The 24,861-nt window shown below is 35.7% G+C and carries 16 protein-coding genes; 8 read left to right on the forward strand and 8 right to left on the reverse strand.

What is annotated here, in order from left to right; all coding sequences use genetic code 11:
* The first annotated feature begins 99 nt into the window (after window positions 1-99).
* Window positions 100-1,380, forward strand: a complete 1,281-nt coding sequence (gene eno / locus K4L44_04800; GenBank protein ID QZE15154.1) for a phosphopyruvate hydratase — start codon at window positions 100-102, stop codon at window positions 1,378-1,380.
* A 642-nt stretch (window positions 1,381-2,022) separates the two neighbouring features.
* Here eno and K4L44_04805 read toward each other — a convergent pair.
* Window positions 2,023-2,655, reverse strand: coding sequence for a hypothetical protein (locus K4L44_04805; GenBank protein QZE15155.1), 633 nt, complete (start codon window positions 2,653-2,655; stop codon window positions 2,023-2,025).
* Window positions 2,656-2,813: 158 nt separating this feature from the next.
* Between K4L44_04805 and K4L44_04810 the strand changes: the two genes are divergently transcribed.
* From K4L44_04810 to K4L44_04820, 3 genes are all read left to right on the forward strand, one after another.
* On the forward strand, window positions 2,814-3,443 hold the full coding sequence (locus tag K4L44_04810) for an NAD(P)H-dependent oxidoreductase (GenBank protein ID QZE15156.1): 630 nt from the start codon (window positions 2,814-2,816) through the stop codon (window positions 3,441-3,443).
* Window positions 3,444-4,153: 710 nt separating this feature from the next.
* On the forward strand, window positions 4,154-4,783 hold the full coding sequence (locus K4L44_04815) for a nitroreductase family protein (protein QZE15157.1): 630 nt from the start codon (window positions 4,154-4,156) through the stop codon (window positions 4,781-4,783).
* 324 nt (window positions 4,784-5,107) lie between these two features.
* The gene (locus K4L44_04820; GenBank protein QZE15158.1) at window positions 5,108-5,725 is read left to right on the forward strand and encodes a hypothetical protein; all 618 of its coding nucleotides are present in this window, start codon (window positions 5,108-5,110) and stop codon (window positions 5,723-5,725) included.
* 36 nt (window positions 5,726-5,761) lie between these two features.
* Here K4L44_04820 and K4L44_04825 read toward each other — a convergent pair whose 3' ends face one another.
* Both K4L44_04825 and K4L44_04830 read right to left on the reverse strand, forming a co-directional pair.
* A complete protein-coding gene (locus tag K4L44_04825) occupies window positions 5,762-6,835 on the reverse strand; it encodes a nucleoid-associated protein (protein ID QZE15159.1) in 1,074 nt (357 codons plus the stop codon).
* Window positions 6,836-6,940: 105 nt separating this feature from the next.
* Window positions 6,941-8,098 (reverse strand): iron-containing alcohol dehydrogenase, encoded by a 1,158-nt coding sequence (locus tag K4L44_04830; GenBank protein QZE15160.1) that lies wholly within the window; start codon window positions 8,096-8,098, stop codon window positions 6,941-6,943.
* Between the two features lie 341 nt (window positions 8,099-8,439).
* On the opposite strand from K4L44_04830, the gene K4L44_04835 reads away from it, so the two are divergent.
* On the forward strand, window positions 8,440-9,759 hold the full coding sequence (locus K4L44_04835) for a DNA photolyase family protein (protein ID QZE15161.1): 1,320 nt from the start codon (window positions 8,440-8,442) through the stop codon (window positions 9,757-9,759).
* A 195-nt stretch (window positions 9,760-9,954) separates the two neighbouring features.
* On the opposite strand, the gene K4L44_04840 is transcribed toward K4L44_04835, so the two are convergent.
* Together K4L44_04840 and K4L44_04845 are read right to left on the reverse strand one after the other, a co-directional pair.
* Window positions 9,955-11,154, reverse strand: a complete 1,200-nt coding sequence (locus tag K4L44_04840; GenBank protein QZE15162.1) for a hypothetical protein — start codon at window positions 11,152-11,154, stop codon at window positions 9,955-9,957.
* A 71-nt stretch (window positions 11,155-11,225) separates the two neighbouring features.
* A complete protein-coding gene (locus tag K4L44_04845) occupies window positions 11,226-13,592 on the reverse strand; it encodes a TonB-dependent receptor plug domain-containing protein (protein QZE15163.1) in 2,367 nt (788 codons plus the stop codon).
* Window positions 13,593-13,758: 166 nt separating this feature from the next.
* On the opposite strand from K4L44_04845, the gene K4L44_04850 reads away from it, so the two are divergent.
* Entirely contained in the window at window positions 13,759-14,757 is a 999-nt protein-coding gene (locus K4L44_04850; GenBank protein ID QZE15164.1) for an AraC family transcriptional regulator, read from the forward strand.
* A gap of 140 nt (window positions 14,758-14,897) precedes the next feature.
* The gene (locus K4L44_04855) at window positions 14,898-16,136 is read left to right on the forward strand and encodes a hypothetical protein (GenBank protein QZE15165.1); all 1,239 of its coding nucleotides are present in this window, start codon (window positions 14,898-14,900) and stop codon (window positions 16,134-16,136) included.
* A gap of 260 nt (window positions 16,137-16,396) precedes the next feature.
* Here K4L44_04855 and K4L44_04860 read toward each other — a convergent pair whose 3' ends face one another.
* From K4L44_04860 to K4L44_04870, 3 genes are all read right to left on the reverse strand, one after another.
* Window positions 16,397-16,585 (reverse strand): hypothetical protein, encoded by a 189-nt coding sequence (locus K4L44_04860; protein QZE15166.1) that lies wholly within the window; start codon window positions 16,583-16,585, stop codon window positions 16,397-16,399.
* 349 nt (window positions 16,586-16,934) lie between these two features.
* On the reverse strand, window positions 16,935-18,734 hold the full coding sequence (locus tag K4L44_04865; GenBank protein QZE15167.1) for a RagB/SusD family nutrient uptake outer membrane protein: 1,800 nt from the start codon (window positions 18,732-18,734) through the stop codon (window positions 16,935-16,937).
* A gap of 23 nt (window positions 18,735-18,757) precedes the next feature.
* A complete protein-coding gene (locus K4L44_04870) occupies window positions 18,758-21,901 on the reverse strand; it encodes a TonB-dependent receptor (GenBank protein QZE15168.1) in 3,144 nt (1,047 codons plus the stop codon).
* 1,090 nt (window positions 21,902-22,991) lie between these two features.
* On the opposite strand from K4L44_04870, the gene K4L44_04875 reads away from it, so the two are divergent.
* A complete protein-coding gene (locus K4L44_04875; protein ID QZE15169.1) occupies window positions 22,992-24,845 on the forward strand; it encodes a sulfatase-like hydrolase/transferase in 1,854 nt (617 codons plus the stop codon).
* Window positions 24,846-24,861 lie beyond the last annotated feature (16 nt).

Genomic DNA, 24,861 nt, shown 5'->3' on the forward strand with positions numbered 1-24,861 from the left:
TTACGTTGAGATATAAAATGAAATGTTAATTCTGCCTTTTTTATGATCTTTTCAGTCTTCAAGTTGTTATACCTATTAAAATCTAATATTGTTAGTCATATGAAGGTAGAAGATATTTTTGCACAGGAGGTTTTAGATAGTCGTGGTAATCCTACCGTTGAAGCTTGGGTTACTTTGGATAATGGAATACACGCAAGTGCCATTGTTCCTTCTGGAGCTTCTACAGGAGAGAGAGAAGCTTGTGAGTTGAGAGATGAAGATCCTAAACGATATTTAGGAAAAGGGGTTCTAAAGGCCGTTGAAAATGTAAATACTGTGATAGCGGATGCCCTTGTTGGAAAGGATATTGCTAGTCAGGAAGAGGTAGATAAGTTAATGATCGATTTGGATGGTACTCCAAATAAATCAAAATTGGGTGCCAATGCAATACTATCAGTATCGTTGGCTTTTGCTAAGGCACTATCTCATAGTTATGATCAACATCTGTTTGAGTATTTCGCTTTTGGGGAAGAGTTTATTCTTCCAGTGCCTTGTATGAATGTGATAAATGGTGGTGTTCATGCGGATAACAATGTAGACTTTCAGGAGTTTATGATTGCACCTCATCATGCGGATAGCTTTGAAGAGGCTATTCGAATGGGGATTGAGACTTTCCATCATTTAAAGAAGGTGTTAAAATCGAAAGGATATAATACAGCCGTTGGAGATGAAGGAGGTTTCGCTCCGAATCTAAAATCCAATGAAGAGGCTGTGGAGGTGATTATCGAAGCAATAAAAGATGCTGGTTATACTCCAGGAGAGGACATCTCAATCTGTATTGATCCTGCTTCTAGTGAGATGTGGAAAGATGGAAAGTATCACTTTTTTAAGTCGGATGGATCTTACAAAACATCTGAAGAGATGGTGGACCTTTGGGAGTCATGGGTAGATAAATATCCTATTGTTCTTCTAGAGGATGGAATGGCTGAAAACGATTGGGATGGCTGGAAGCTAATAACAGACCGAATTGGAGAGAAAGTGGAACTCGTGGGAGACGATATTTTCTGTACCAATCCTAAGATATTGAAAGAGGGAATTGATAAAGGCATTGCGAACTCTATTTTGATTAAGGTAAATCAAATTGGAACGCTTACTGAAACCTTTGAGACCATTAAGTTGGCTTACGAAAATGGTTATAATTGTTTTATCTCTCATCGTTCTGGAGAGACTGAAGATACCACTATTGCTGACTTGACTATAGCTGTTGGAGCTGGTCACTTAAAGACAGGTTCAGGATGTCGTAGTGAAAGAATTGCAAAATTTAATCAATTGTTACGTATTGAACGCTATTTAGGAGAAGCAGCAAAATTTGCAGGGCTTTCTACTTTTAAGAATCGATAACAGTTAAGGTTTTGTATTATTTAATTTAAAGAGCATTGCATGGATAGCGTTGGCGCATATTGTTAGGAGTATGGTTATATTTCAATGATATGATTAGAGTCAATTTAAATGATAGGGGTGTCGTGATTTGATTCTTTTTATTTCGTGTTTGCGTGACGCTATTTTCTAAAATGAAGGGGTTTTCTTTTTTTAAAGATGCCCTTTCATTTTGTTTATATGTTGAAACGAATAATGACTTTTTTACTTTTTTGTGGGGTCTAAAAATGTGCATAATTATTCATTTATAAATCTGCAAAGATGGTTATTGGGAAGGGATTGTTTTAAGGGGGGGACATATAATATTAATATTAAATAATTTTTTTATTATTAATATTACATTAAACCCTCTTTTTTTTGTGAGATTGTCTTATTGGTTATAAATCTGAATGTTGGGTGTTTATTATGTTTTTTTTACTCTAATAAGGTACCTGTAAATACGACTCTATCGGACTCAAATATTATCGTGTTTCAAAAATATGTTTAGTAAAATAAAAAAGATGTGTATATTTGAATTATACACAACACAACACTGTTTGGGCATGATTGGTACTTATTAGTGACAATCATGCCTTTTTTATTTTTTATATAAATGTTAATACTGTTTTATGTGAGCTCGTTACCTTTGATCTCAATAATACCTCTCTGAACTTGCTTTAGATTAGAAATGATTCTATTAGAAAAAGCAATGGGACATACTGGTTGATAATTTTGCATAAGAGGGATGTATTTACATATGAATAAGAAAGGATATGGAAGCCATTCTCTCCATCGTTTTTTTACTCTTTGAGATGGGGAAAATAGTGCAGGCTTATAAAATGTAATAGAGTCAAAAGATAGCTTTCGGATGCTTCTTTCCATCTGTCCTTTCATTTTAAGGTAATAGCTTGTGGAGAATCTGTCTGCCCCTATTGAGCTAATGATAGAAATGTGGGGGATATGCATTGTCTGGGCCCATTTTGCAATCTTATTTACTAATAATAGATCGACCTTTTTAAGATTGGATATAGGTTCTCTTTTTTCAAGTCTTGCACCAATGCATATCACTACATGGTCTGCTTTTAAACAAATTTGTTGTATACAGTCTATCGTGTATTGTTGAATATATGAGGGAAGCAGTGGGTCTTGTTTTCTTTGTATGGAAGTGATATTAAAAGAGGCATCTTGGATTAATTTTTGTGTTACCAAATTACCAATCATTCCAGACTGTCCAAATATTACGATATGCTTTCTATCCATCCAATGGTTCTTTTTAGTCATTGGTAGCAATGTAGGGAATATTAATGGTGTTTTGTATGACACTGCTCATTCGTTTTTTAGATCGTCGTGTATGAACTTTTTCTACTAATGCCCTGTTCATAATACATATACGTTGAACTTAATATTTATAAGATCCTATGTCTATTTTAAATAATCTTCAATGGCGTTATGCTACGAAACGCTTTGCACCAGAAATGAAATTGACCGATTCTGAACTTCTTACAATAAAGGAATCTATTCGTCTTGCTCCAACCTCTTTTGGTTTGCAACCTTTTAAAGTGTATGTGGTGGAAGAGATTGCTCTTCGAAAAAAACTTCAAGCATATGCTTGGAATCAACCCCAAATTGTAGAAGCATCACATTTGATGGTTTTTGCTAGAAAAGAGAACGTATCGATCGAGGATGTTCGTGAGTTTATAGACAATATATCGAATGTTCGCGAAGTGGATATGGCACACTTAAAGGGGTATCAGGATATGATGAACCAATGGGTGACTTCAATGGAAGACGAGGCAATGAAAGAGTGGACTTCTAGACAAACTTATTTGGCTTTGGGTACTGCTATCACCACTTGTGCGAGTATTGGTGTGGATGCTTGTCCTATGGAAGGATTCGATCCTGTTGCATTTGATGAAATCTTAGAACTACAAGATTCAGGCTACTCTTCAAAAGTGATTTTAACCTTGGGATTTAGAGATGAAAAAGATCAAACACAATATGATAAAAAAGTAAGAAAGGGACTAGATCAGCTTTTTGAAGCTAGATAAGCTAAATTGTTTTTTGGTTTTTGCAAAGGAAGTAGAGTGGTTCTTTAAACGATGGCTTCAATGAATACTTTACTTCCTTGAGTTATCATAAAAATGAAATACTTCCTTTTCTGTTAGCCTATAATTTAGGCTCTTCTTAAATTTAGGTTTATCTCTTATTATTGAAACGAGATGATCAATCTATGTCGTTAGCCTCTCTTAGATAATTTATGGATTTCTAATATGAATATGTTTCAGAGTCTATTTTATGTCTTTACCTTAGTCTTTTAGACCATAGCGGTACATATTTAAAATTTGATAAATATAGGCTATACTATTCTTTTGATGCGTGTTATTTGAATTAATCTATATCCCTCTGTGGTTTATGTGTTCAGATGAATGGCTTGAAATACGATTATAAATTAGAGAACTGTTAAAATAATGATAATGATATCGATTTTTTGTGATAATGTTTTGTGGTGGATTTAGATTGTTAGTTATTAGTGTTTTGTGGTGAATTTAGTTCGTAGATTGTTAATGTAATTTTAGTATCTTTTATTTAAAATATGTTATTATAGTCTATGGTCTAGTTGTAATGATAATTATATTTGATTACTTTGCATGAAGAAACGTAATGTTATGTTGTTTTGTGTAAGTCAGTATGTGTTTGGTTGAGCTTCCTGAAAGGATTTCTCATCCTCGATTTGTTATACCCTTAAATTACAAAAAATATGAGCACTTTAGAACTTTTACATTGGAAATATGCGAAGAAAAGCTTTGATCCAAATAAAAAAATAGATAGTAACGTCTTACACCAATTTAAAGAACTAATTGAATCTAGCCCTACTTCTAGCTCTATACAACCATTCAAAATATTCATAGTAAATGATGATGTTTTACGTGAAGAGATCAAATCTTATACGTGGAATAGAGAAGAGGTATCACAATGTTCTAACTTATTAATTTTTGCGTGCAAAAATAGTATCTCTGATAATGATATTGAAGAGTATATTTCGAACCTCTCTACAGTACAAAACTTGACTATTGATATTTCGACTAACTATAAGAATATGATGGAAGGATGGCTACATCGTATGTCTAATACTGAGATGCAACAATGGACTACGAACCAAACGTATCTAACTTTAGGTGTTGCTCTTACTGCTGCCGAAAAAGTAAATATTGATGCTTGTCCTATCGAAGGCTTTGATCCATGTGCTGTGGACGAATTGCTTGGACTTCGTAAGAAGGGATATAGCTGCAAAGTAATGTTAGCTTTAGGATATTATTCTGACACACAAAGTGTCAATGAAGCTTCAATTAATATCGGTAGTAATATCTTTCAGGCTGCAGAATTTTAATCACCAATCTTGTTTGTTCAGTGTGAGAGGAGTTATTCTACCAACGAACTCTTTGACTTTAGATATATTGATTTGAATAGATACACTACGATATAAGAAAACGATTATATCGTAGTGTTTTTAACTACCAGTTTACTTTTTTTCTTTTTATCTCCATGCTATAAAGTTTGATCCATTGTAAGGGTTATTCTTGTATTTAATATAATTCTATATTTTTTATTATATTTGACAATAGTTGCTATACTTTATTAAAGTTGCATAAAAACTATGCTAGATTGATAGAGGATTGTTACTATTGTTGTGTTAAATAATAAATGATTATAGATGGAGTTTCTAAAGCTTTTGCATTGGAAGTATATTGATAATGAGCTGGATAAATTGGAATATATTCCTGAGCCTTTAATGGTTGAATTTAAATATAAGGTCTTAAATTCAAGGATAAATTATTCTTTACAGCCTTTCCGAATATTGGAAATCTCTACGAATGAAATAAAGAATCAGATTAAAGCATTTGTGTATAATGCGCTCCCGATGGAGTACTCACACGTTTTTGTGGTTACGATTCCTGAGTCTATTACTAGAGATAATATTAGAGATTATATTCAACATTTCTCAGAGACAAATAATGTGTTTGACACCACATTAAAGCAATTTGAGGAGTCTTTAACTCATTGGGTTGAGGGGATGTCTTCAGATGAGTTAGAGAGATGGATACAACAACAAATCTATATCACATTAGGTGTGGTGTTGGAGTCTGCTAGAGAACTTGGATTGGTCGTTCATCCTGTAGAAGAGTATGACAACTCAGCATTAGATGAGATATTGGGGTTAAGAGCACATGCTGAATGTTCGAAATTAATGTTGGTTGTTTGTGGTAAAAAGACAGATGACGATAATTTTGCTGCTTCTCCATTTCTGAATCCTATTATTGAGGAATTATAAGTACTGTAATAGTAAATATTGCTATAGGCGAACTGTTTAGAGCTCTTGGTCGAAATAGAGTTTATAGTAATATTTACCTCTTTTCGCATCGTATCCTTTTTCAATTAATTTTTGTGATCCATGAATGTAAACATGGAAATTCGTATCTAATTTAAGTACGTGTTTGAATCTCTGCTTGGCTTTCTCTAATGCACTGTCTGTAATTTCAAATTGATCTTTGAGCTCTACCTTTTTATTTTTCTCCCACTCTTTTTGGTATTCATCAAACAGCTCTCTTTTCCCTGGATAAGGTTTGAGTACTTTGTCTTTAAATTCTTTCTTGTCGAAAGTCTCCGCATTGTTGAAATAGTCTAATGTTTCGGAGACAATCTCCACTTGTTGAACTGGTTCTATCTCATTTTGTGCATGGCATACATCATTAATAAAATTACGTGTGAGATCCATGTACTGTTTGGTTAAACCATAATCGTCACAAAGTAGTTTGGCATTTAAGAAGGTCTCTTTCCAGAACTTTGCAGTATCACTTTTCTTAACTTTGTCAATGAGTAAGATACGGTAACCATCCTCTGCATCCGTATTTATAATCAATGCTCCTTTATCGATCTTTTGTGGATTGATACCTTCTTCTCTGTTCAGTTCAAATCCATCTGTTGTCTCTTTAAGTTTTAGATAGGTCTCCTTGTGTTCCGATTTAAAGATTCCAACCGCATTGACTTCCTGATCTCCATAGCGAAGGTGTTCAATATAGGTTACATATAGTTCCCCCTTTTTGATGTTAGGTTGGTTGCAAGAGTCGTATAGAAACTGTGCTATATCTTGTGAGTCTCTTTCAAATTCGGCTTGAGACTCAAATATCTTTGCTATTTTCTTAGGAAGTACTTTTGTACTACTTATCACATCTGAAAAATGGAATGTGTCGTCTGTAGAGAAGGAAGAGAGAAAGAAGTTTAGCAGTGTCTCAGAGAAATCAGGGGATAGTGAGGTACAGCTTTGGGATAGCTTTAAAGGTTCCTCTTTCTGTTTGTTCCCGACAATATGAACAATTAATTTCTTAAATTGAGTCTCTTTGGTTATCTGCATTCTTTGTGGATCTGTATATTTTAGTGACAAAGATATGTGATTTTGTAGGGGCTTGCAATAAAACTACCCCATGCACTCGAAAAAAATGAACATTTATGATCGGTGTATGGAGTAGTATATTTTTAATGAAGTTGATTATTTTCTCAATTCAAGAACTTTTACAATATCGTCAGGAGTGAAAGTTCCTCTCTCTCCAATACCAGTAAGTCCACGACGAACAAAACGATTCTTAATATCTTGGAATCGGCTTCCGTCGATACCATAGTCAGAAAGTCTTGTCTTCACTTGTAGTGATTCAAAGAAGTCAATAGTTTTCTGAATTGCTGCATCGATTTTTTCGTCTTCAGTACCTTCTGTAATACCCCAAACTCTCTCTGCATATTGAATGATCTTACCAGCCTTTTCTACTCTTTTTAGTTCGAGAACTCCTGGAAGAACGATAGCTAGAGACTGGCCATGATCTACCCCATAGTAAGCTGTAAGCTCGTGTCCAATCATATGAGTTACCCAATCTTGAGGAACTCCCACACCAATAAGTCCATTCAATGCATTGGTAGCACACCACATAAAGTTTGAGGCTAGATCATAATCTGTTTTATTCTCTAAATATTTAGGTCCAATCTCAACTAATGTCTGAAGGATTCCTTCTGCTTGTCTATCTTGAAGATATCCTGCATCAGGGTAGGTTAAATATTGCTCTGTTGTATGGATAAATGTATCTACGATACCGTTACTTATCTGTCTTTCTGGAAGAGAGAACATCGCTTGTGGGTCCAAGATAGAGAATTGAGGAAGTACCTCTGGTTTGTTCATGCCAAGTTTCTCTTGAGTGTCTTTGTTTGTAACCACAAAGTTTGCATTCATTTCCGATCCTGTCGCAGGCAATGTTAACACAGTACCGATAGGAAGTGTTGGCTCTGTTAAAGGAGCATTCTTAGCCATGATATCCCAAGTATATCCTTTAAAGTTCACTGCAGCAGAGATAAATTTAGTTCCGTCTAATACAGATCCTCCCCCAACAGCTAATAGAAAATCCACTTTCTCGTTGCGGATGATCTCTACGGCTCTCATTAATGTTTCGTAAACAGGGTTTGGTTCGATGCCTGAAAACTCGATTACCTCATAGTTCTTAAGGCTATCCATCACTTGGTCGTATATACCATTACGCTTAATACTACCACCACCATACAATACCATTACTTTCTTTCCCTCTTCGATAAGGGTAGGAAGTTGTGAGATCTGATTCTTTCCAAAAACAATCTTTACACTATTTTGAAAACTAAAATTTTTCATCTGTTTGATCCTTTGATTTATTTTAGTCCTCAAGTTACTAATAAAAAAATAAAACTAAGAGATGAGTTTTTAAAATGCGATTACGGTAGTCCTAATATTGAATAGTTTTATGGGTCAAGGTGTTGAAAATGTGAAAAATGGGCGAGTTGTGAATGGGTGTGAAATAGAATGAAAAAATGCATCACTTCTAAAAACTATCCATTGCGTATCATCTTATGTTATAAGTATCTCTCTCTTTTGTTTATTCTATTTACATGATTAGAGGATCTTAAGTATAGATTGGGATGAAACAAACCACGTATTTAAATGTTTTTTTAATAGATTGACTAAAATTTCTACTTATGAGCTCTTTTTGCCGTGTTTTATTTGTTTTTGATAGAAATCTACGTTTAGATAACCATACTCTTCTGAAGAGATGTCTAGAAAATTGTAAAGATAGATGTTGTGAGGTTCTCTTTTTATATGTTTGGGACGAGGATTACTTATGGCCTCATGGTGTTAATGAGAAACAGGCTGCGTTTCTCCGTGAAGCCCTATTCTCTCTTCGTGACGACTTAAATCGTTTTGATTCTACTTTGCATTGTGTCGAAGGCGATCGACTACATGTGATAAGAAGACTTGTAGATGAAGGCGATTTCCGAACTGTATTTCTAGAACAGACGCTCTCTCCTCATGAGAGTGGTGACTTTTTGAAAATAAAAAATGCAGTACTCGAAAAGGGAGGACAATTTATTTCCGATAGAGGTAATTGGCTTTATGAACCAGGAGAGATACTCTCCAAAAAGAGAGAAGTATTGAAGAAGTATACCCCTTTTATGAAACAGTGTGCTGCACGTTTTGAGCAAGATATTCTAGAGATGTCTACACGCTGTTTTGATGCAACTAATTTGTCTTGGGGTGAGATGCAGACTGTTCATGAAGTCGGATTAGGATTGGTTCCTACTGTATTAGATGGAAAATTCCTTTCAAATGATTATGATTGGAGTGATGCCATGATGGAAAATTATCAAGAGAATAGAGATTTTCCTGCTCGTGATCCCGGGGTGTCTAAAGTGAGTGCCTATCTTCGTTTTGGTGTATTGTCTATCGATCAACTGGCTATTTCTGCATGGACTGGATCAAGAACTCTGTGGAATGAGTTGATATGGAGAGAGTTTTATGCTCATTGGTATTATCACTTTCCGAATACTGCAGTGGATAACTTCGATGTACGTTTTGATAAGATGTCATGGGTCCATGATTCTGTGTTATTTCAGAGGTGGGCTGAAGGAAAGACTGGATATGCTCTCGTCGATGCAGGAATGGTCTCTTTAATCGAGAGTGGTTATATCCATAATAGAGTTCGTATGGTGACTGCTAGTTTCTTATGCAAAGACCTTCATATGGATTGGCGAGAAGGGGAGAAGCTCTTTGCACAGCATCTTATCGATTATGATCCTGCTTCGAATGTAGGAAATTGGCAATGGGTTGCAGGATGTGGAGTCGATGCTGCTCCTTACTTTAGAATATTCAATCCAGAGCTCCAGAGAGAGAAGTTTGATCCTCACAAAATCTATACCTCCAGGTGGCTTTCAGATTCATATTCTATAGATAAGATAATAGATCATCAGATAGAGAAGGAGACTGCGATGGCACTTTATCGAGAGATAAAAAAAGATTAATTTTTTTTTAGAAAAGTGTGTTATATAGTCAAAACGATTGTTAAATGTGATGATTGGAAGGATATGTATGTCAGATGTATCACTTCATGCAATCCGAAAGAGGAGAGGATCTATTTAAAGTAAGATAAACTTGAAAATAGGATAAAAAGGCGATCATTAGAGTGATCGCCTTTTTCATTATGGTATAGTTCGAGGTTATTTTTTGATCTTGATGATCTCTGCTGGATATCCAGTAGTATTGATTATAGGTTTCTTACTACATGCTTCTGTCTTCGTGTCATAAGTGTAGAATCCATTTCCTGTTTCAGTAGACAGCCCGAAGAATACTTTGTCTCCAATGATGTTTACAGAAGCTCCAAAGTTATTGCTCTGTGGCAAATCTAATTTGGTAATTGTTTTGTTATACAAATCTACTTTGTAAGACCCTACTGTTTTGTCTTTGGTATAGCTAGGAGGATTACTATAGTATTGATCTACATTACCTGTGGCATATAGTACCCCATCTTTATGGTATTGAATGTGAATAAGATAAGATGGAGAGTGTTTCCCATTTTTAATATTGGTTGTAGTAACATCTAAAGCATAGCTATTGTCAAATTCGGTCTCTCCGGCCTGAATCCTTAAGAATCCTGATTTTTGATTTAAGCCCCCAAATCCTGAGATACAGTTGATATATATATCCTTTTTCTCGTCCATAAAGATAGACTTTTCATCTGCCTCCGGTTTGGTAGGCATCGAAAAATGTGCATCCTCTTGAGTGATCATCTTAAGGATTTTATCTGTTTTAGTGTCGATAATGGCGATATCGGCTTTGGCTCTCTCTGCGGTAGGAGTATAACCACCTACCATTTGGTTTAATCCCACATATAGTAGGTTGTCTCGTATCAACATGATTGCGGGGTCCGGATTTTTATCCCCTATACCATATTGTGACATATCAATCTCTCCAATTTTCTCCATCTTTTGATGATCAAGGATTAATATCTTGCCAAGAAAGATAAGAGAGACATAGAGTTTATTATTATGTTTTAGAATAGATACCGCTCCCGATTTGGCCGGAAGAAGGAAAGATTGCTCTTTAGAAAAATAATCTCCTTCTATTGTGTTTCGGGTCAATAGGTCTGTCTGCATACCAAAACCTGGAAGTTGATATATCTCGTTTCCAATCACAACTGGTGGTACTGAATATGATGCCGGTAGAGAGGTCTTGTTTGTCGTAGTTCTAGGCTCTGTATTCGGAAGTAATTGCATATATGCACTCCCTGAAGTACCATCACTATTCGCAATACGGGTAACTAATAATATGTCTCCTTTTACAGGAGCAGCGTCATTATTATTCTCTTTTGAACAAGAGAATAATGCAAGCAGCATGGCTGCGAATAATATTTCCTTCATTACTTTTATTTTTGCTTTTATAAAATAGGGGTTCAATATTTTTATTTAAATATGTAGTTGTCTCTGTCTCGTTATTTAAAGACATATCTAACTTTAAATCCATAATTTCTCAAGGGCAGAGGTTTGTTGTATTCTGACATGATTCTTTGATTGGTAAGGTTGTTCACTTGGAATACGAAGAATATCTTCTCTGAACCAAAACTTTGTTCTAATCCAGCATTGATTTTACATGATCTTGGAATCTTGCGCTCTTGAAATGAACTCTGTTCGAAATCGTAATAGTACTCTTCTGTTAGAGTGGCATCTGCATAAAGACGGGTGTTTTGCCCTCTTCCTCCCCAAAGGTTGTATTGATGTAGTTCTAGTCCAATATTCCCTATGAGGTATGGTATATTTGGCATTCTAGAATCGTAGGTAGGGTTTACTACCACAGAGTTTGGAAGGTTTTTTCTTTTATCTCTTAGGTCTTGATAGGTAATATTCCCCCATAGGTATAGAAAGTTGGTCACATCACTTTTTACTTCGAGCTCTACCCCTTTCGTTTCAATGGTTCCAAAATTCTCATATTTACTAAGAAGCGGTCCTCCTTTGAATCGAATCATATTATCTAAGTGATTGTAGAAGGCATTAAATTCTAATTCGATTAACTTTCTTGTCCCCCTCTCTTTGGTATACATCCATCCCGCATTGAGAGCAAAGTTCTTTTCTGGCATTAAATCTCCTGATGGGGTAATAATATATCCATCTCCTAATAGCTCTTGGTTCGTAGGAATACGCACATCGTATACAACGGACGATTTGAAAAGAAAGTCTGGAGTGAATCTCAAACGTATTGCTTCGCTGACGCCATAATCTGACTTATTCATCTGGATATCTTTCACACGACTCATTCCATATTGTGCAATGGCACGTGTGTCTATATCATAATAGTGATATTTCAATGTGGCCGAGTTTGTGAAAAATTGACCTAAAGTGTGATATTCATGATTAACGCCAATCGTAATGCTATGCATCTTACTGTTGAAATTAGTTTGATATCCAATGGCTTTATCTTTTAACTCGTCTTTGGGTTTTCCGTTAGCATACTGAAAATGCCAATTGAAATTGATACTTTGCTTTTTGTTAATGATATAATTTAAGTTGAGGCGCTGTAATAAGGATTGATTTACATTGTTCGAATTGTTCGGATTCTTTCCAATCTCTCCACCATATTCACTTATTGCTGGACGTCTATTCATCTCCCAATCATAACTGTATTGTGCTGTGTCGACAAATTGATAGATGGAGTGTGTGAATGTATTCTCAAAGTTTAAATCCATTCCTTCCCATAAGAAATCTTCTTTCTCTAATATTGCTTTTGCTATCAAAGCAGTCGATTTGCTATGTGCATTCAAAATAGGGTAGTTTATTCCTTGAACTTGCTTTGAACTTACTACTACCGTAGGCTCAATCTTTAATTTATCAAAATACCCAGCCTTATAGTTAAACCCTCCTCCAATACCTATCTTTTCATAGTTGTCATGATTTCTCGTAACCTCTGTAATTTGATTGGTGTTTTGTGTGTTTAGACCCTTTCTTAAAGGTAGTTGCATCTTATAATTGTTATCCGAATAGGTGTAGAATCCTCCTATGCCCATCTCGAATCCATTCTTATTGGTCTTTAAAGCTGTTGATACTTGGTGTGTGTTATATGATCGGATTGTATAACTAAAATCCATGTATTTGGGAGGGTACTCTTTTAGTACAATATTGACAGCTCCACCTATAGAGGAACCTCCGAATTTAGCAGGGACAATCCCTTTATATATCTCGATGCGATCTATCAGATCTACAGGGATGTCATTGATACTTACAAAATCTAAGTTATCATTCATCGAATTACCATCAATATAGAAACCTACCCTTTTCCCCTCTAATCCTCGAACGGAGATCTTTGAAGCACTCCCTACTCCTCCAGTAGATCGAATATTTACCCCTGCTGTTTTTGATAAGACCTCATTGATGTCGCTCACTGTTCCTTGGAGTGCATTCATAGAGATAACCGAAACAGGAAGAGCTGTCTCCCTAATCTTACGAGCTTCTGACTTAGCGGTAATGACCACATCACCCAACTGCTCTGAAGAGGGGACTAGTGCCATATCTTGAATCACTCTTTTTTTTGAGAGTGTAGATATAACTTCCTCTGTCTTATAGCCAATAAAGGAGTATGTGATTTGAAAAGATTGCTTGTTGGTGGTGATACTATAGTGACCATTGGCATCCGTCGTGGTTCCTTTGTGGAGTGCTTTTATATAGACCGAACATCCTGCCAATGGTTTCCCGTCTGTTTTGTCTGTTATCACTCCATAAACGGTGTATCTCTTGGTTCTTACTTGTGCTTCACTATGATTTATAGTGAAGGTCATCCATATTAATAATATAAATAATGAGTTTTTCATCGTTGGATTGTTGTAGTAAAATATCCCTATTTTATGGGATGTATAATCTATTATACCTGTTGTATTTTTGATAGTGTATTATTTATGTTCAAATTGTTTAAGCAAAGGAATAGCTCTTTTATTTATAATTATTTTATATAAGGGACTATTAATTATATATGAGGGTATGATGAGGTATAAAATTGTCTGCAATGTTGATGAATTGATAGAGAGCGATAAGGTCAAGTTATTACATGTAAACCGAGAGAAACAATATTATCACTATAATGGAGAGGTGGATTATGGGAATATCTCTTTTTCGATAAAAAACACACCGCAATGTTCTGTGATGCAGTGTGATTGTATGTTTAAAGAAGAGGTGACCATGTTAGAGGAGGTCGACTCTTCTATCTTTGCAATTCATTTCATGATAGAAGGAGATCCTGTCTATCATCATGCCAATGGAGATACTCTAGTCAAAAGTAATAGTCAGAACATATGGACAATGAACGATAAAAAAAACAATCGTACAACATTTAAACCCAATCACTTCTGCTCTTCATTTTGTGCGATATTGAATGAGCCCTTATTAAACCGTATTATTGATCAAACGACAGGTTCGTTTCGGATGCTATATCAGAAATATCTCTATGGGGAAGAAGCCATGTTATGGGATCGGCACAATAGCATTACGCCTCAGATGAGAATGTTAATAAGTCAAATACGTAATGGTTTCTTTATGGGAAATAGTGAGACCGAATATATTGAAGAGAAGGTGACTAATCTAGTGAATGAACAGATCTATCACTCATTGGAGTGTGAGGCGAAAGGGGGATGTAAACTAGACCGCTTTGATGTGATCAAGCTACAAGAGGCAAAAGAGATGGTGATGAGTCGTTATGATGCTCCTTTATCTCTCGCTGAATTATCAAAGGAGATTGGACTTAATCAGAAGAAACTGAAAGAGGGATTTAAAGAGTTGTTCGGAAACACTGTCTTTGGATTCTTGTTCGAATATCGTATGTCTGAAGCAAAGAGATTGTTACAAGAAAGCTCACTTTCTATTTCAGATATTGGATACCAATGTGGCTACTCCTTTCCTTCTCATTTTACCACTGCTTTTCGACGTAAATTCGATTGTACTCCCAAGACATTCCGTAATCTATCTTGGAGTTCCTCTCACTAATCAATATTTATTGTAATAATTATATATACAACTGTAATGTTTTTATTCGTATGGTTACTAATTAAGAAAACGTGTTAATGATCTACATATTACTGAAAAATATCTGTTGAATGTTTGTTTAATTGTTAAATTCAATGAGTATGAAGAAGAGTATCGTGATTTTATTTATCTATGTAGTAATGATGAGTGTCTCTTGTAAAAAGCAGGATTCGTCTGTCGTTCCCAAACTTACCCCTATTCCGACAGGTATTGATGTCAGTGTGAATTCAAATGGTATTGTCGAGTTGCCGTCCAATATGCCAGATGTATTTAAAAAGGTATTTACTAAATATACAAAAGTGATGGCTCCTAATGGAAAACCTATTCATATTCTTATACAGAACGGGTGGTCCGATGCACAGGCTGTGAAAGGAAGAAAGGTTTTAGAACATTATTTGACTAATTTTCCTGGATCCGAATATGGAAATGACAAATCTGCTGTTGCAAATAGTATTGCCAACTTAGGGGGAGTACTGTTTTTTGCTAATGATTGGAATTCAATGGAAACGCCTCAGATGCAGGCGGCGATGAATGCACTTGGAGGAAAAGTCCAAAATCAACATGCCAATGAAATTACAGTGGAAGGTTCCGAGGATTACTTGAATCATAAAACTAGAGATGCATCATGGGAAGAGATATTCCATTTTGTTCATGACTACGGAATTAAAAAAGTATTGCCAGAGTATCAAAAAGAGATTGTGGCTGCAGAAAAGGCTGCTGCTGCTCGAGGTTTTAAGGGATGGCCTAAAAATGAACCATCTAATTTCCCAAATGAATATTATATATGTGTTTATGATAACTACTTAAATTTATGGAAGGTAAAACCGAAGATATATGAAGGGAAATCTCTTACCCCAGAGGAAGTGCCAGCGGGAAAAAGTCATTTCGGCGCTTATCCATTTGCTGATTCAAGAGAAGGGGTGAGATCGAATGATGCTTTAGGTTATGCAATGGTTGAAAAATTCTTGCCTCCCTATATTACTTTTACCCCAGAATTGCCGTCGAGCTTTAATGATGTTTTTTGGATTAGAGAAAATGCAGATAAGGTATACACAAGCAAATCGATGTTTCTTAAAAATGTAACTCTTACTGGAAATAATAATTCTGGCATAATGGGAAATGAATTAGATAATATCTTTAAAGGAAATTCGGGTAATAATACTTTTGATGGATATACTGGAGATGATATTGTAGTCTTCATTGGTCCTAGAAGTGAATATGTTATTACAAAATCACAAGGAAGCACCACTGTTCAAGACACTCACTCCGGTCGCGATGGTGTTGATGTTTTAACCAATATCGAGAAAGTAAAGTTTTCTGATACAACCATCTCATTATAATCTAATACCTCTCGAATCATTATGGATGATTCGAGAGGGATACCTTTTCGTGAATTCTAGATTGAGGTGCAACACATTTCGTCATTATTTACATTATCGTTAATAAATTCAATAGGAGTATGGAATCTAAATTTCTTTCGAGGTCTTCTATTGAGTTTGTTTTCGTTATCTAACAGCTTCTAAACAGATGCTCATTCAAGGCTTTCTCCTTTAGGGTAATATTGTTTTAGAAGCCAATTTGTGTTCTCATTTAGACCTCTTTACCAACTAGAATATGGATCAGCAAAATAGGCCAGTGTGTTACACTCTTGCTCCACATTCTTGTGACAAGCAACCTCTTTCTTATTATCAAAAGTTGTTGAAATACAGGAAAATGAAGAGCGTTCATACATATGCATAATCGCCTTGAAAACATCCTTTAATATTTTTGCTTCTAGCAATATAAACATAAGTACAACTATATATTCTGCCTACTAAGGTTATTAACACTAGTGATTTCGCTCCAATAACAATATCAGCATCCCAATGATCTATGACACTTTTATTGTCATCCTCTAAGGGGCGTTCTCTTATATTCTTTCGATCAACTAATACTCCTCTGTTATCTATTGCGTATTTAGGTTTCCTTATCCTTGGTTTCTGTCTTAAATATTGGTATTCAATCTAGAATCTAAGGAAATTTAAAATATATATTACCATGTTTTTTTTCATACTTAATCCCTGAAAGAAAAAAACTCCACAGAAATCTTTCTTCAAGATATCTGTGGAGTTTCTGTATTAAGTAAGGGTAAAGGATTACTACAATCCTGGGTATCCTGGGTTTTGAGTAAGGTTAGGATTTTTTACAATTTGATCTTGAGGTACAGGCATCAAATAGTCTTTGCTCTCATCAAATTGGTATCCTCCATTGGAAGATATGGTCTCATGGTAAGGGTCAATAAAACCATTGCTATCCACACGATTTAGGTCTTCGATATTATTTTCCGAATCATCCATATATTTACCATCATAATCACTTCCAGTATACTGAGTTCCTTTAGGAATATATCCTTTAATGATTCTTCCTGCTCTCCAACGCATTAAGTCATTAAATCTAAACCCTTCCAATGCTAGCTCTACAGTACGTTCTCTACGTACAGCACCTACAGCAGCTGTTACTCCTAATTCATCCTTTAGGTACCAGCTGCTAGAAGAGATCGTCATATTTGGCATTCCTACACGATTTCTAAGAAGGTTTACAGACTTAGCCATTGCTGTAGCATCTAATTGCCCCAATTCAGCCTTAGCTTCAGCATAGTTCAATAAAGCCTCTGCATAACGGTAACATATTGTGGCTGTAGTTCCTGAGTTATGTGAGTTATCACTCCCTTGGTATCTGTCGGTATCCAATCCTTTCATCGTATTGAATCCTGTTGCAGATGCCATTTCTGCATTGTCTCCAAATAGGGTTGGCATTTTAAATATGGTATTTTCTTCTCTCTCTACCAGAACAACACCTTCGTGAGCCACTGTTTGTGACAAACGAGGATCTCTATTCTTAAGAATGCTTGTCATAGAAGTATAATCCACAAACTTACTTCCACCATTAGGCATATCACTTGTCGGAACATCTAGACGGCTATCGATAGGTTTCCCATCAATGTCCAAATATGTGTCAATCATACGTTTAGAGATACCGTTAAAATTGACTCCTTCAGATTGTAAATATCTTTGAATATTGTGAGTAATTCCCAACTCGACATCATATTTCTTCCACATTAACACTTCAGAAACTCCATCATAGCTAGTTCCATGAGAAAATAAGTTATGGTAATCAGATTCTGGATTTCCTGTATTTAATAAGGCACATGTTCCCAGGTTCATCAAAGCTTCTCCAGTTTCCACAACTTGGTTGAAGTATTTTTCAGGGTTTGCGTCTTTAACTCCATAAGGTGTCCCTTCGTGATACTTCTCCCAAGTCCCTTCATATAGCGCAACACGAGTCTTATACAACATAGCAACCTCCTTTGTTAGGCGATGTGATGGAGCATTGCTTCTATCCTTCATTTTTGAAATTGCAAGATCAAGGTCTTCTATGATAGAATCTGCAAGGTCGTTACGAGCAGTTCGAGGATCATAAAGTTCTGGGGAATCAAGATTTAAAACTTTTCCTATAAATGGAACTTCACCAAAACGCTGCATGAGTTCGAAATAGAACTTTGCTCTGAAAAAGTATGCTTCTCCGACGAAGTGATCAATATCATTCTGTTGCCCTGTAGCTTTTGTGTAATTCTCTATAAAGTAGTTTACTTTTCGAATGTTACCATAATTCCATCCACTTGCATCATATACTGTAACCTCTCCATTTAGACGAGAATTGTAACCTCTTCCAGGAATGTAACTATCGCTATTAAGGTCCCAACTTGCCGTTCCCTCATTATATCCGCTAATACCTGGAAGTGTTGGGTAAAATTGATTTACATAAAGCTCTAAATCTCTTGCTGAAGTCCAATAATCACTAGATGAAATAGAATCAATTGGGTCTTTATCCAATACACTCTCACAAGCTGTTATTCCAGTCAATAAAAGTGCTAGGAATATATATAATAATTGTTTCATTATTGTATTATTTTCAATTTTCGTTAAAATGACAAGCTAACTCCTCCTGATAGAACCATCTGTAGGGGGTACATCTTTCCTGCACCATAACCACCACTGATCGCTTCAGGATCATAAACACTACTCAATTTGGTAAATGTTAATAAATTTTCTCCAGAGAAATAAATACGTGCCTTTTTAATATCTACCCTTTCAGTCCATGACGTTGGGAATGTATATCCCACTTGAAGATTCTTCAATCTTAGATATCCCGCATCTTGTAAATATTTGTCTGACACTTGTTGGTTTTTTCCAGATCTATTGCTTAATGGTCGAGCATAGTATGCATTGGGATTTTCTGGTGTCCAGTAATCCATATGCTCTTCAAACGCTGTTGCTTGCCAAACACTTCCAGACATTCCAAAGAAGGTATTTCCTCCAAGCCAAACCTCTTTCCCTGCGACTCCCTGAAGGAAGATAGAAAAGTCTACACCTCTCCATGATGCACCTAGATTAATACCAAATTGGACATCAGGAATACTATTTCCTATTATCTCCATATCCCCATGATCATCTAGCGTGTTCTTACCCTTATTGATAATTCCATCTCCATTCTGGTCAACATATTTCACGTCTCCTGCACCCCATACTGAATTAATTTGAGACTGGTCATACCATCCTTCAGAAGATCCGTTGTAGTCTGAAGACATATTTGAAGCTTCTCCTTCTGTTAAGAAGCCATCCGTTGCACGATATCCCCAAATATCTCCGATACGTTTCCCTTCAAAATTTGAGTTTAGTAGTTTCGTTTCATTATTATATTTGGTAAATACCTTATTGTACCCAAACAAATTAAGGTTCGCAAAATAATGAAACTCATTGATATCATCAGACCATCCAAGATTGATCTCCCATCCCTTCGTTTCAATTGCTGCATTGTTCTCTTTAGGAGGATTGGTTCCTAATACACCAGGGATATCAGCACTAGCAGTTCCTAGTAGGTCATCTACAGTGCGCTTGTACCAATCCGCAGAAAGAGTGAAGCGATTATTCAACATGGCAATATCTAAACCATAACCAATTGTAGTAACCGTCTCCCACGTTAAATTTGTATTGATCATTCCTGGTATAGAAGTGTAGATTGGGCGCTCATCTCCCATAATCCAACCTAGATTCGTATTGATTGGAAGGATCTCAGCATCTGTATAGTTTCCTAGTCCATTCTGGTTTCCTAGTGATCCATAGTTGAATCGAGGTTTGAATTGGCTTACAACATCTGCTACCATTGGAATATTCTGCCAATATTCCTCTTTTGCCATATCATATCCTAACGATAGCGATGGGAAAGCTCCTAGTTGATTGTCTTTAGAAAATTTAGACGTTGCATCCGCACGGAAATTTACATTAAGTAAGTATTTGTTCTTATAGTTATAGTTGAAACGTCCAAAGACACTCTGCGTTCCCCAGCTATACTTAGAATCATTCCCATTTAGTGTGCCAGTACCTGTACTGATTGAAGGAACCTGGTCTGTAACCAACTGGTTTTTTGATAGATATTTGTACTCATATCTATAGTTTTCAAACTCATAACCTGCCATGATAGAAAAATCATGACCATTAATATCCTTAGAGTATGTCGAATAGAAAGAGGGCTTTATATAAGTTGAAGTATAAGCATTGGTGTAATAACCATTGGTTGATCTTACTGCGACTGTAGCTCCACTAGGAGTATAGGTGTTCACAAGCGCATTGTGACGCTCTCTAGAGCTAACATCTCCTCTATAGTTTAGCTCTGCTTTGGTTACCCATCCCTTGATTGGTTCAATGCTAAAACCAGAAGTTATCTGAGTAGAACCAAAGTTGGTAATATCATCACCAGAACCATTTAATACTGCTACAATAGCTGAATGTTCACTCTCTCCGATATATTGCCCTTGTGCGTTTACTGGAGAGTTCGTTGGATATAAGCGAGCTGTATTGTGAAATAATAGGCTCGTATTATATGATGTAGTCTTCTGATAGATTTTATTATATCGTACGTTTGTATATGAAGATAACCAATCATTTACCTTAATATTCAATCTAGAATTAAAGTTGTAACGCTGATATTTATCATCAATATACTGGATCTGTCCCTCTTGATCATAAAATCCTAACGAAGTATAATAGCTCACTCGATCATTTGCCCCACTTACCGAAAGATTATGCTGTTGACGCATAGACCAATCTTTGTATAGAACATCATACCAATCCGTGTTTGCATGTCCCATAGTATAGAAACCGTATTGATCTGCCTTATTCGGATCTTTGGTTGCTGGAGGTGTATTCACCGGATCTGCCATATATTCATCGATCTTGGCTAAGATGTCGTCAGAAAATATTGGAGCTCTTCCATCATTCGTTGAGGCTAAGTTAAAATATTCTGCCCATCTTTTAGAGTCTACCATATTTGGAGTATTGGTATTATGAGCAATTTGAATATTGTTAGAGTATTTTACAGTGATACCATCTTTACCACTCTTCGTTGTCACTAATACAACACCATAGGCTGCTCTAGCTCCATATATCGCTGAAGATGCAGCATCTTTCAGAACGGTGAAAGTTTCAATGTCATCTGGGTTAATATCATCCATGTTTCCCTCGATTCCATCAATAAGGACTAAAGGTGTTCCACTCCCTCGGATAGATAACGATTTTGATGCTCCTGGTGCCCCACCACTAGATGATGTCGAAACCTGAAGACCTGGAGTCAAACCTTGAAGTGCAGTTGATGCATTAGCTACAGGTCTATTTTCAATCTCTTTTGCAGTAGTTACAGCCACAGATCCTGTAATATCACTTTTCTTGACAGATCCATATCCTATAACAACCAATTCATCTAGATTTTCAGTAGATGAAGATAGGACAACATCTATTTTAGATTTTCCTTTGGTTTCAATAATTTTTGTTTCATATCCAATGAAAGATATAGATATAGAAGTATTAGGGGCTAATTTTAATTTAAAGTTTCCATCAAAATCACTAATGGTACCATTTGTAGTCCCTACTTCTAAAACTGAAGCTCCTGGTAATGGTCCCCCGGTATTTGCATCTTTAATTGTACCAATTATGGCTACTTGTTGTCCCATGACAAAATTACTGCATAGCAATAAAATTATTGTCAAGACTCGGCAATAATTTAGTTTCATTAGTCTTATTGTTTTAGTTGTGAATTACAGTTTGTTAAAGATTTATTTTAATAACAAACACTTAAATTGAATCTTTGATTTCAGTTCAAATAATGTTTCAAAACTATACATAAGCTTTTATATATATTACTATAAAGTGTTAACGATATTAAAACTATTTCAACCAATATTTATGGAATTGTGATGGCCTTTAGTATGGGAATAATTTTTTTTAAATAAGACTATATTTATCTAAATATTGTTACTGTTAGAGCTTCTATAGATTATGTAAAGCGAATAAAATTAATAAAGTGAACTAAGCCTGATTTAGTTGTTGTCACAGTGGCGTGTTGAGGGATAGAAGAGATGAAAAAAGAATTCGATGGCGAAATGTATTTCTGTGATTAATTACTCTTTTTCGATGTCATCGATTGTACTTTTAGCTCTTAAGAAATAATATAAAGATGGTGTCAGAGCGCATGGCGTTGATGTATGATCTCAAAAACATGTGTTGAAATCATGCATCTCATTTAATCGTTGTGATTTACTCTTAAATGTGTATCCTTATTTAATATTACAAAGTTGTTAAATCAACTATAAATGAGGAACAGAATCTAGTAAGGCTAGTGAATCGTGTTGAGCATTCGGCATGTTTTTGTCAAATGACTATGAGGATATTCTTGTTGTGTTTGCACATCTCCTGAAATATTTTTTGTTTCACATATTTTCTTGTCATAGTTGATATAAGTGATACATGAGGCTTCTTAAGTATGTATATGCAATCATTATACACCTCGACTTGTAACATTGTGAATTAAGAATAAGGATTGTACAGTCTGTGCTAATGGATAAACAAGTACTATAATAATACAAATATTTATTATTAGAGAAAACGTCGATATTACACCTCATTTCTAGGTATATTGGTTGTTTATGATCAAATATCTGGATTATCTTATTTTAAGTGTATTGGGTTGTAATGATTTGATTATTATGTTATTGTGTGATAATTTTTAAGAAGCCTTGTTTATAATATTTAAAAAATATGTTTATACTGTGATAATTATTTACATTTGTCCACTCTTATAATCCAAATCCATAACATACTAACATGAGGAAAATATTAATTTGGTTCCTGAAGACATTTCTCTTCTGGACTCTAGTATTTCAAATTGGTAGATTGGTCTTCTCTTTATATGAATGGCCACAAACATCAGCATATGGTATCACGACAATCATGAAATCGTTTTATCATGGGATACACCAAGATTTTTCTGCCAGTGGCTATATCACAATGTTAAATGGATTATTCTTATGGGTTATATTGATCTTAGGGATGAAACGAAACCGAATCTTTTTCAAGGTGTTGAACTCCTTTTTAATGGTGGTGGTTACTATCGTTACGGTGGTCGATAGCGAACTTTATAGAAATTGGGGAGTTCATATGGATGCTACCCCACTACTCTTCTTAAAGACCCCGAAAGATGCATTGGCATCTACTACTCTGTTTCAAATGTTTTTCATTTTGGTGATCATGATCTGCATGTTTATTAGTATCTTTTGGATTTATCGCAAACTATTTAAAACGGATATTGTCTATGTAAAGAGAAAAAAGTCACAGCGTTATAGTATGATAGTCTCTGTGTTGCTTGTCTGTGCTGTTATGATTATTCCTATCCGTGGTGGTTTTGGGATTGCACCGATGAACACCGGAACTGTATATTTTAGCAAAGACCTATATCCAAACCATCTTGCGGTGAACTCATCGTGGAACTTCCTCTATTCCGTCTCTAAGATGAATAAGTTTGCTAAACCATACAATTTTATGCCGAATGAGAAGGCTAAGGCAATTCGTGAGGATATCTTTAGGAAGTCAGCGCCTCGTCATGTGGTACTAAAAGAGGGACAGAAACCCAATGTACTGTTGATCCTTATGGAGAGTTTTACAGGTAAAATGGTTGGAGCTCTTGGATACAAAGAGTATACACCAAACCTTACACGTATCTCAAAAGAGGGGGTGTTATTTAATCATATCTACTCTACTGGCGACCGTTCTGATAGAGGTATTGTAGGAGTTATCAGTGGATACCCTTCGGAACCTACTGCATCGATTATGAAATACCCAGAGAAGTCGCAGAAACTTCCTTTTGTTACCAAAGTATTGAAGGACGAAGGATATAGTGCCGACTACTATTATGGAGGGGATACCGATTTTGCCAATATGCATAGTTATCTGACCAATGCAGGCTTTGATCGAGTGATTGATATGACCTATTTTGATCCCAAAGACTATAATTCCAAATGGGGGGTTCACGATGGCATTATGCTTGATTACTTCTTAAAGGATATCAACAAAGCGGCAGAAGATCCTTCGAAGCCATTCTTTAAAATGTTATTTACATTGAGTAGCCATGAGCCGTTCGAAGTGCCTATGGAGACCGTAATTTCTGGCAATTCAGAACAAAACAAGTTTCTTAATTCGGTGACTTACTCCGACAGATGTTTGGGAAAATTCTATGACGAAGCGAAGAAACAACCCTGGTTTAAAAACACCTTGATTGTTTTTGTTGCCGACCATGGTCACCGTCTCCCATACAATACCAAAGCAAACGATCCAAAGAAATATCATATACCACTTATTTTGGCAGGAGGGCTTGTCAAACAAGACTCTATTGTTACCAAATGTGGAAGTAATACCGATGTGCCAGCAACTATCCTTGGACAGTTGGGACTTCCAAACAATGAATTTAATTATAGTAAAGACTTAATGGATCCAAACTCATCTAGTTTCGGCTATTTTGTCTACAATGGAGGGGTAGGAGCGTGTGTGGATAGCTCCAAAATCGTATTTGATTTGAACACCCAAAAGGTGAGTTACAAAGAGAATTATGACCAAAAGAATCTTGAGAAGATACAAGCCGTACTTCAGAGTGCATGGAACACTTTCCTGGGAAATGAGGAGTAAGATATTGGGTATTCTA

The sequence above is a fragment of the Prolixibacteraceae bacterium genome (assembly GCA_019720755.1).
Lineage (GTDB): Bacteria > Bacteroidota > Bacteroidia > Bacteroidales > Prolixibacteraceae > Halosquirtibacter > Halosquirtibacter laminarini.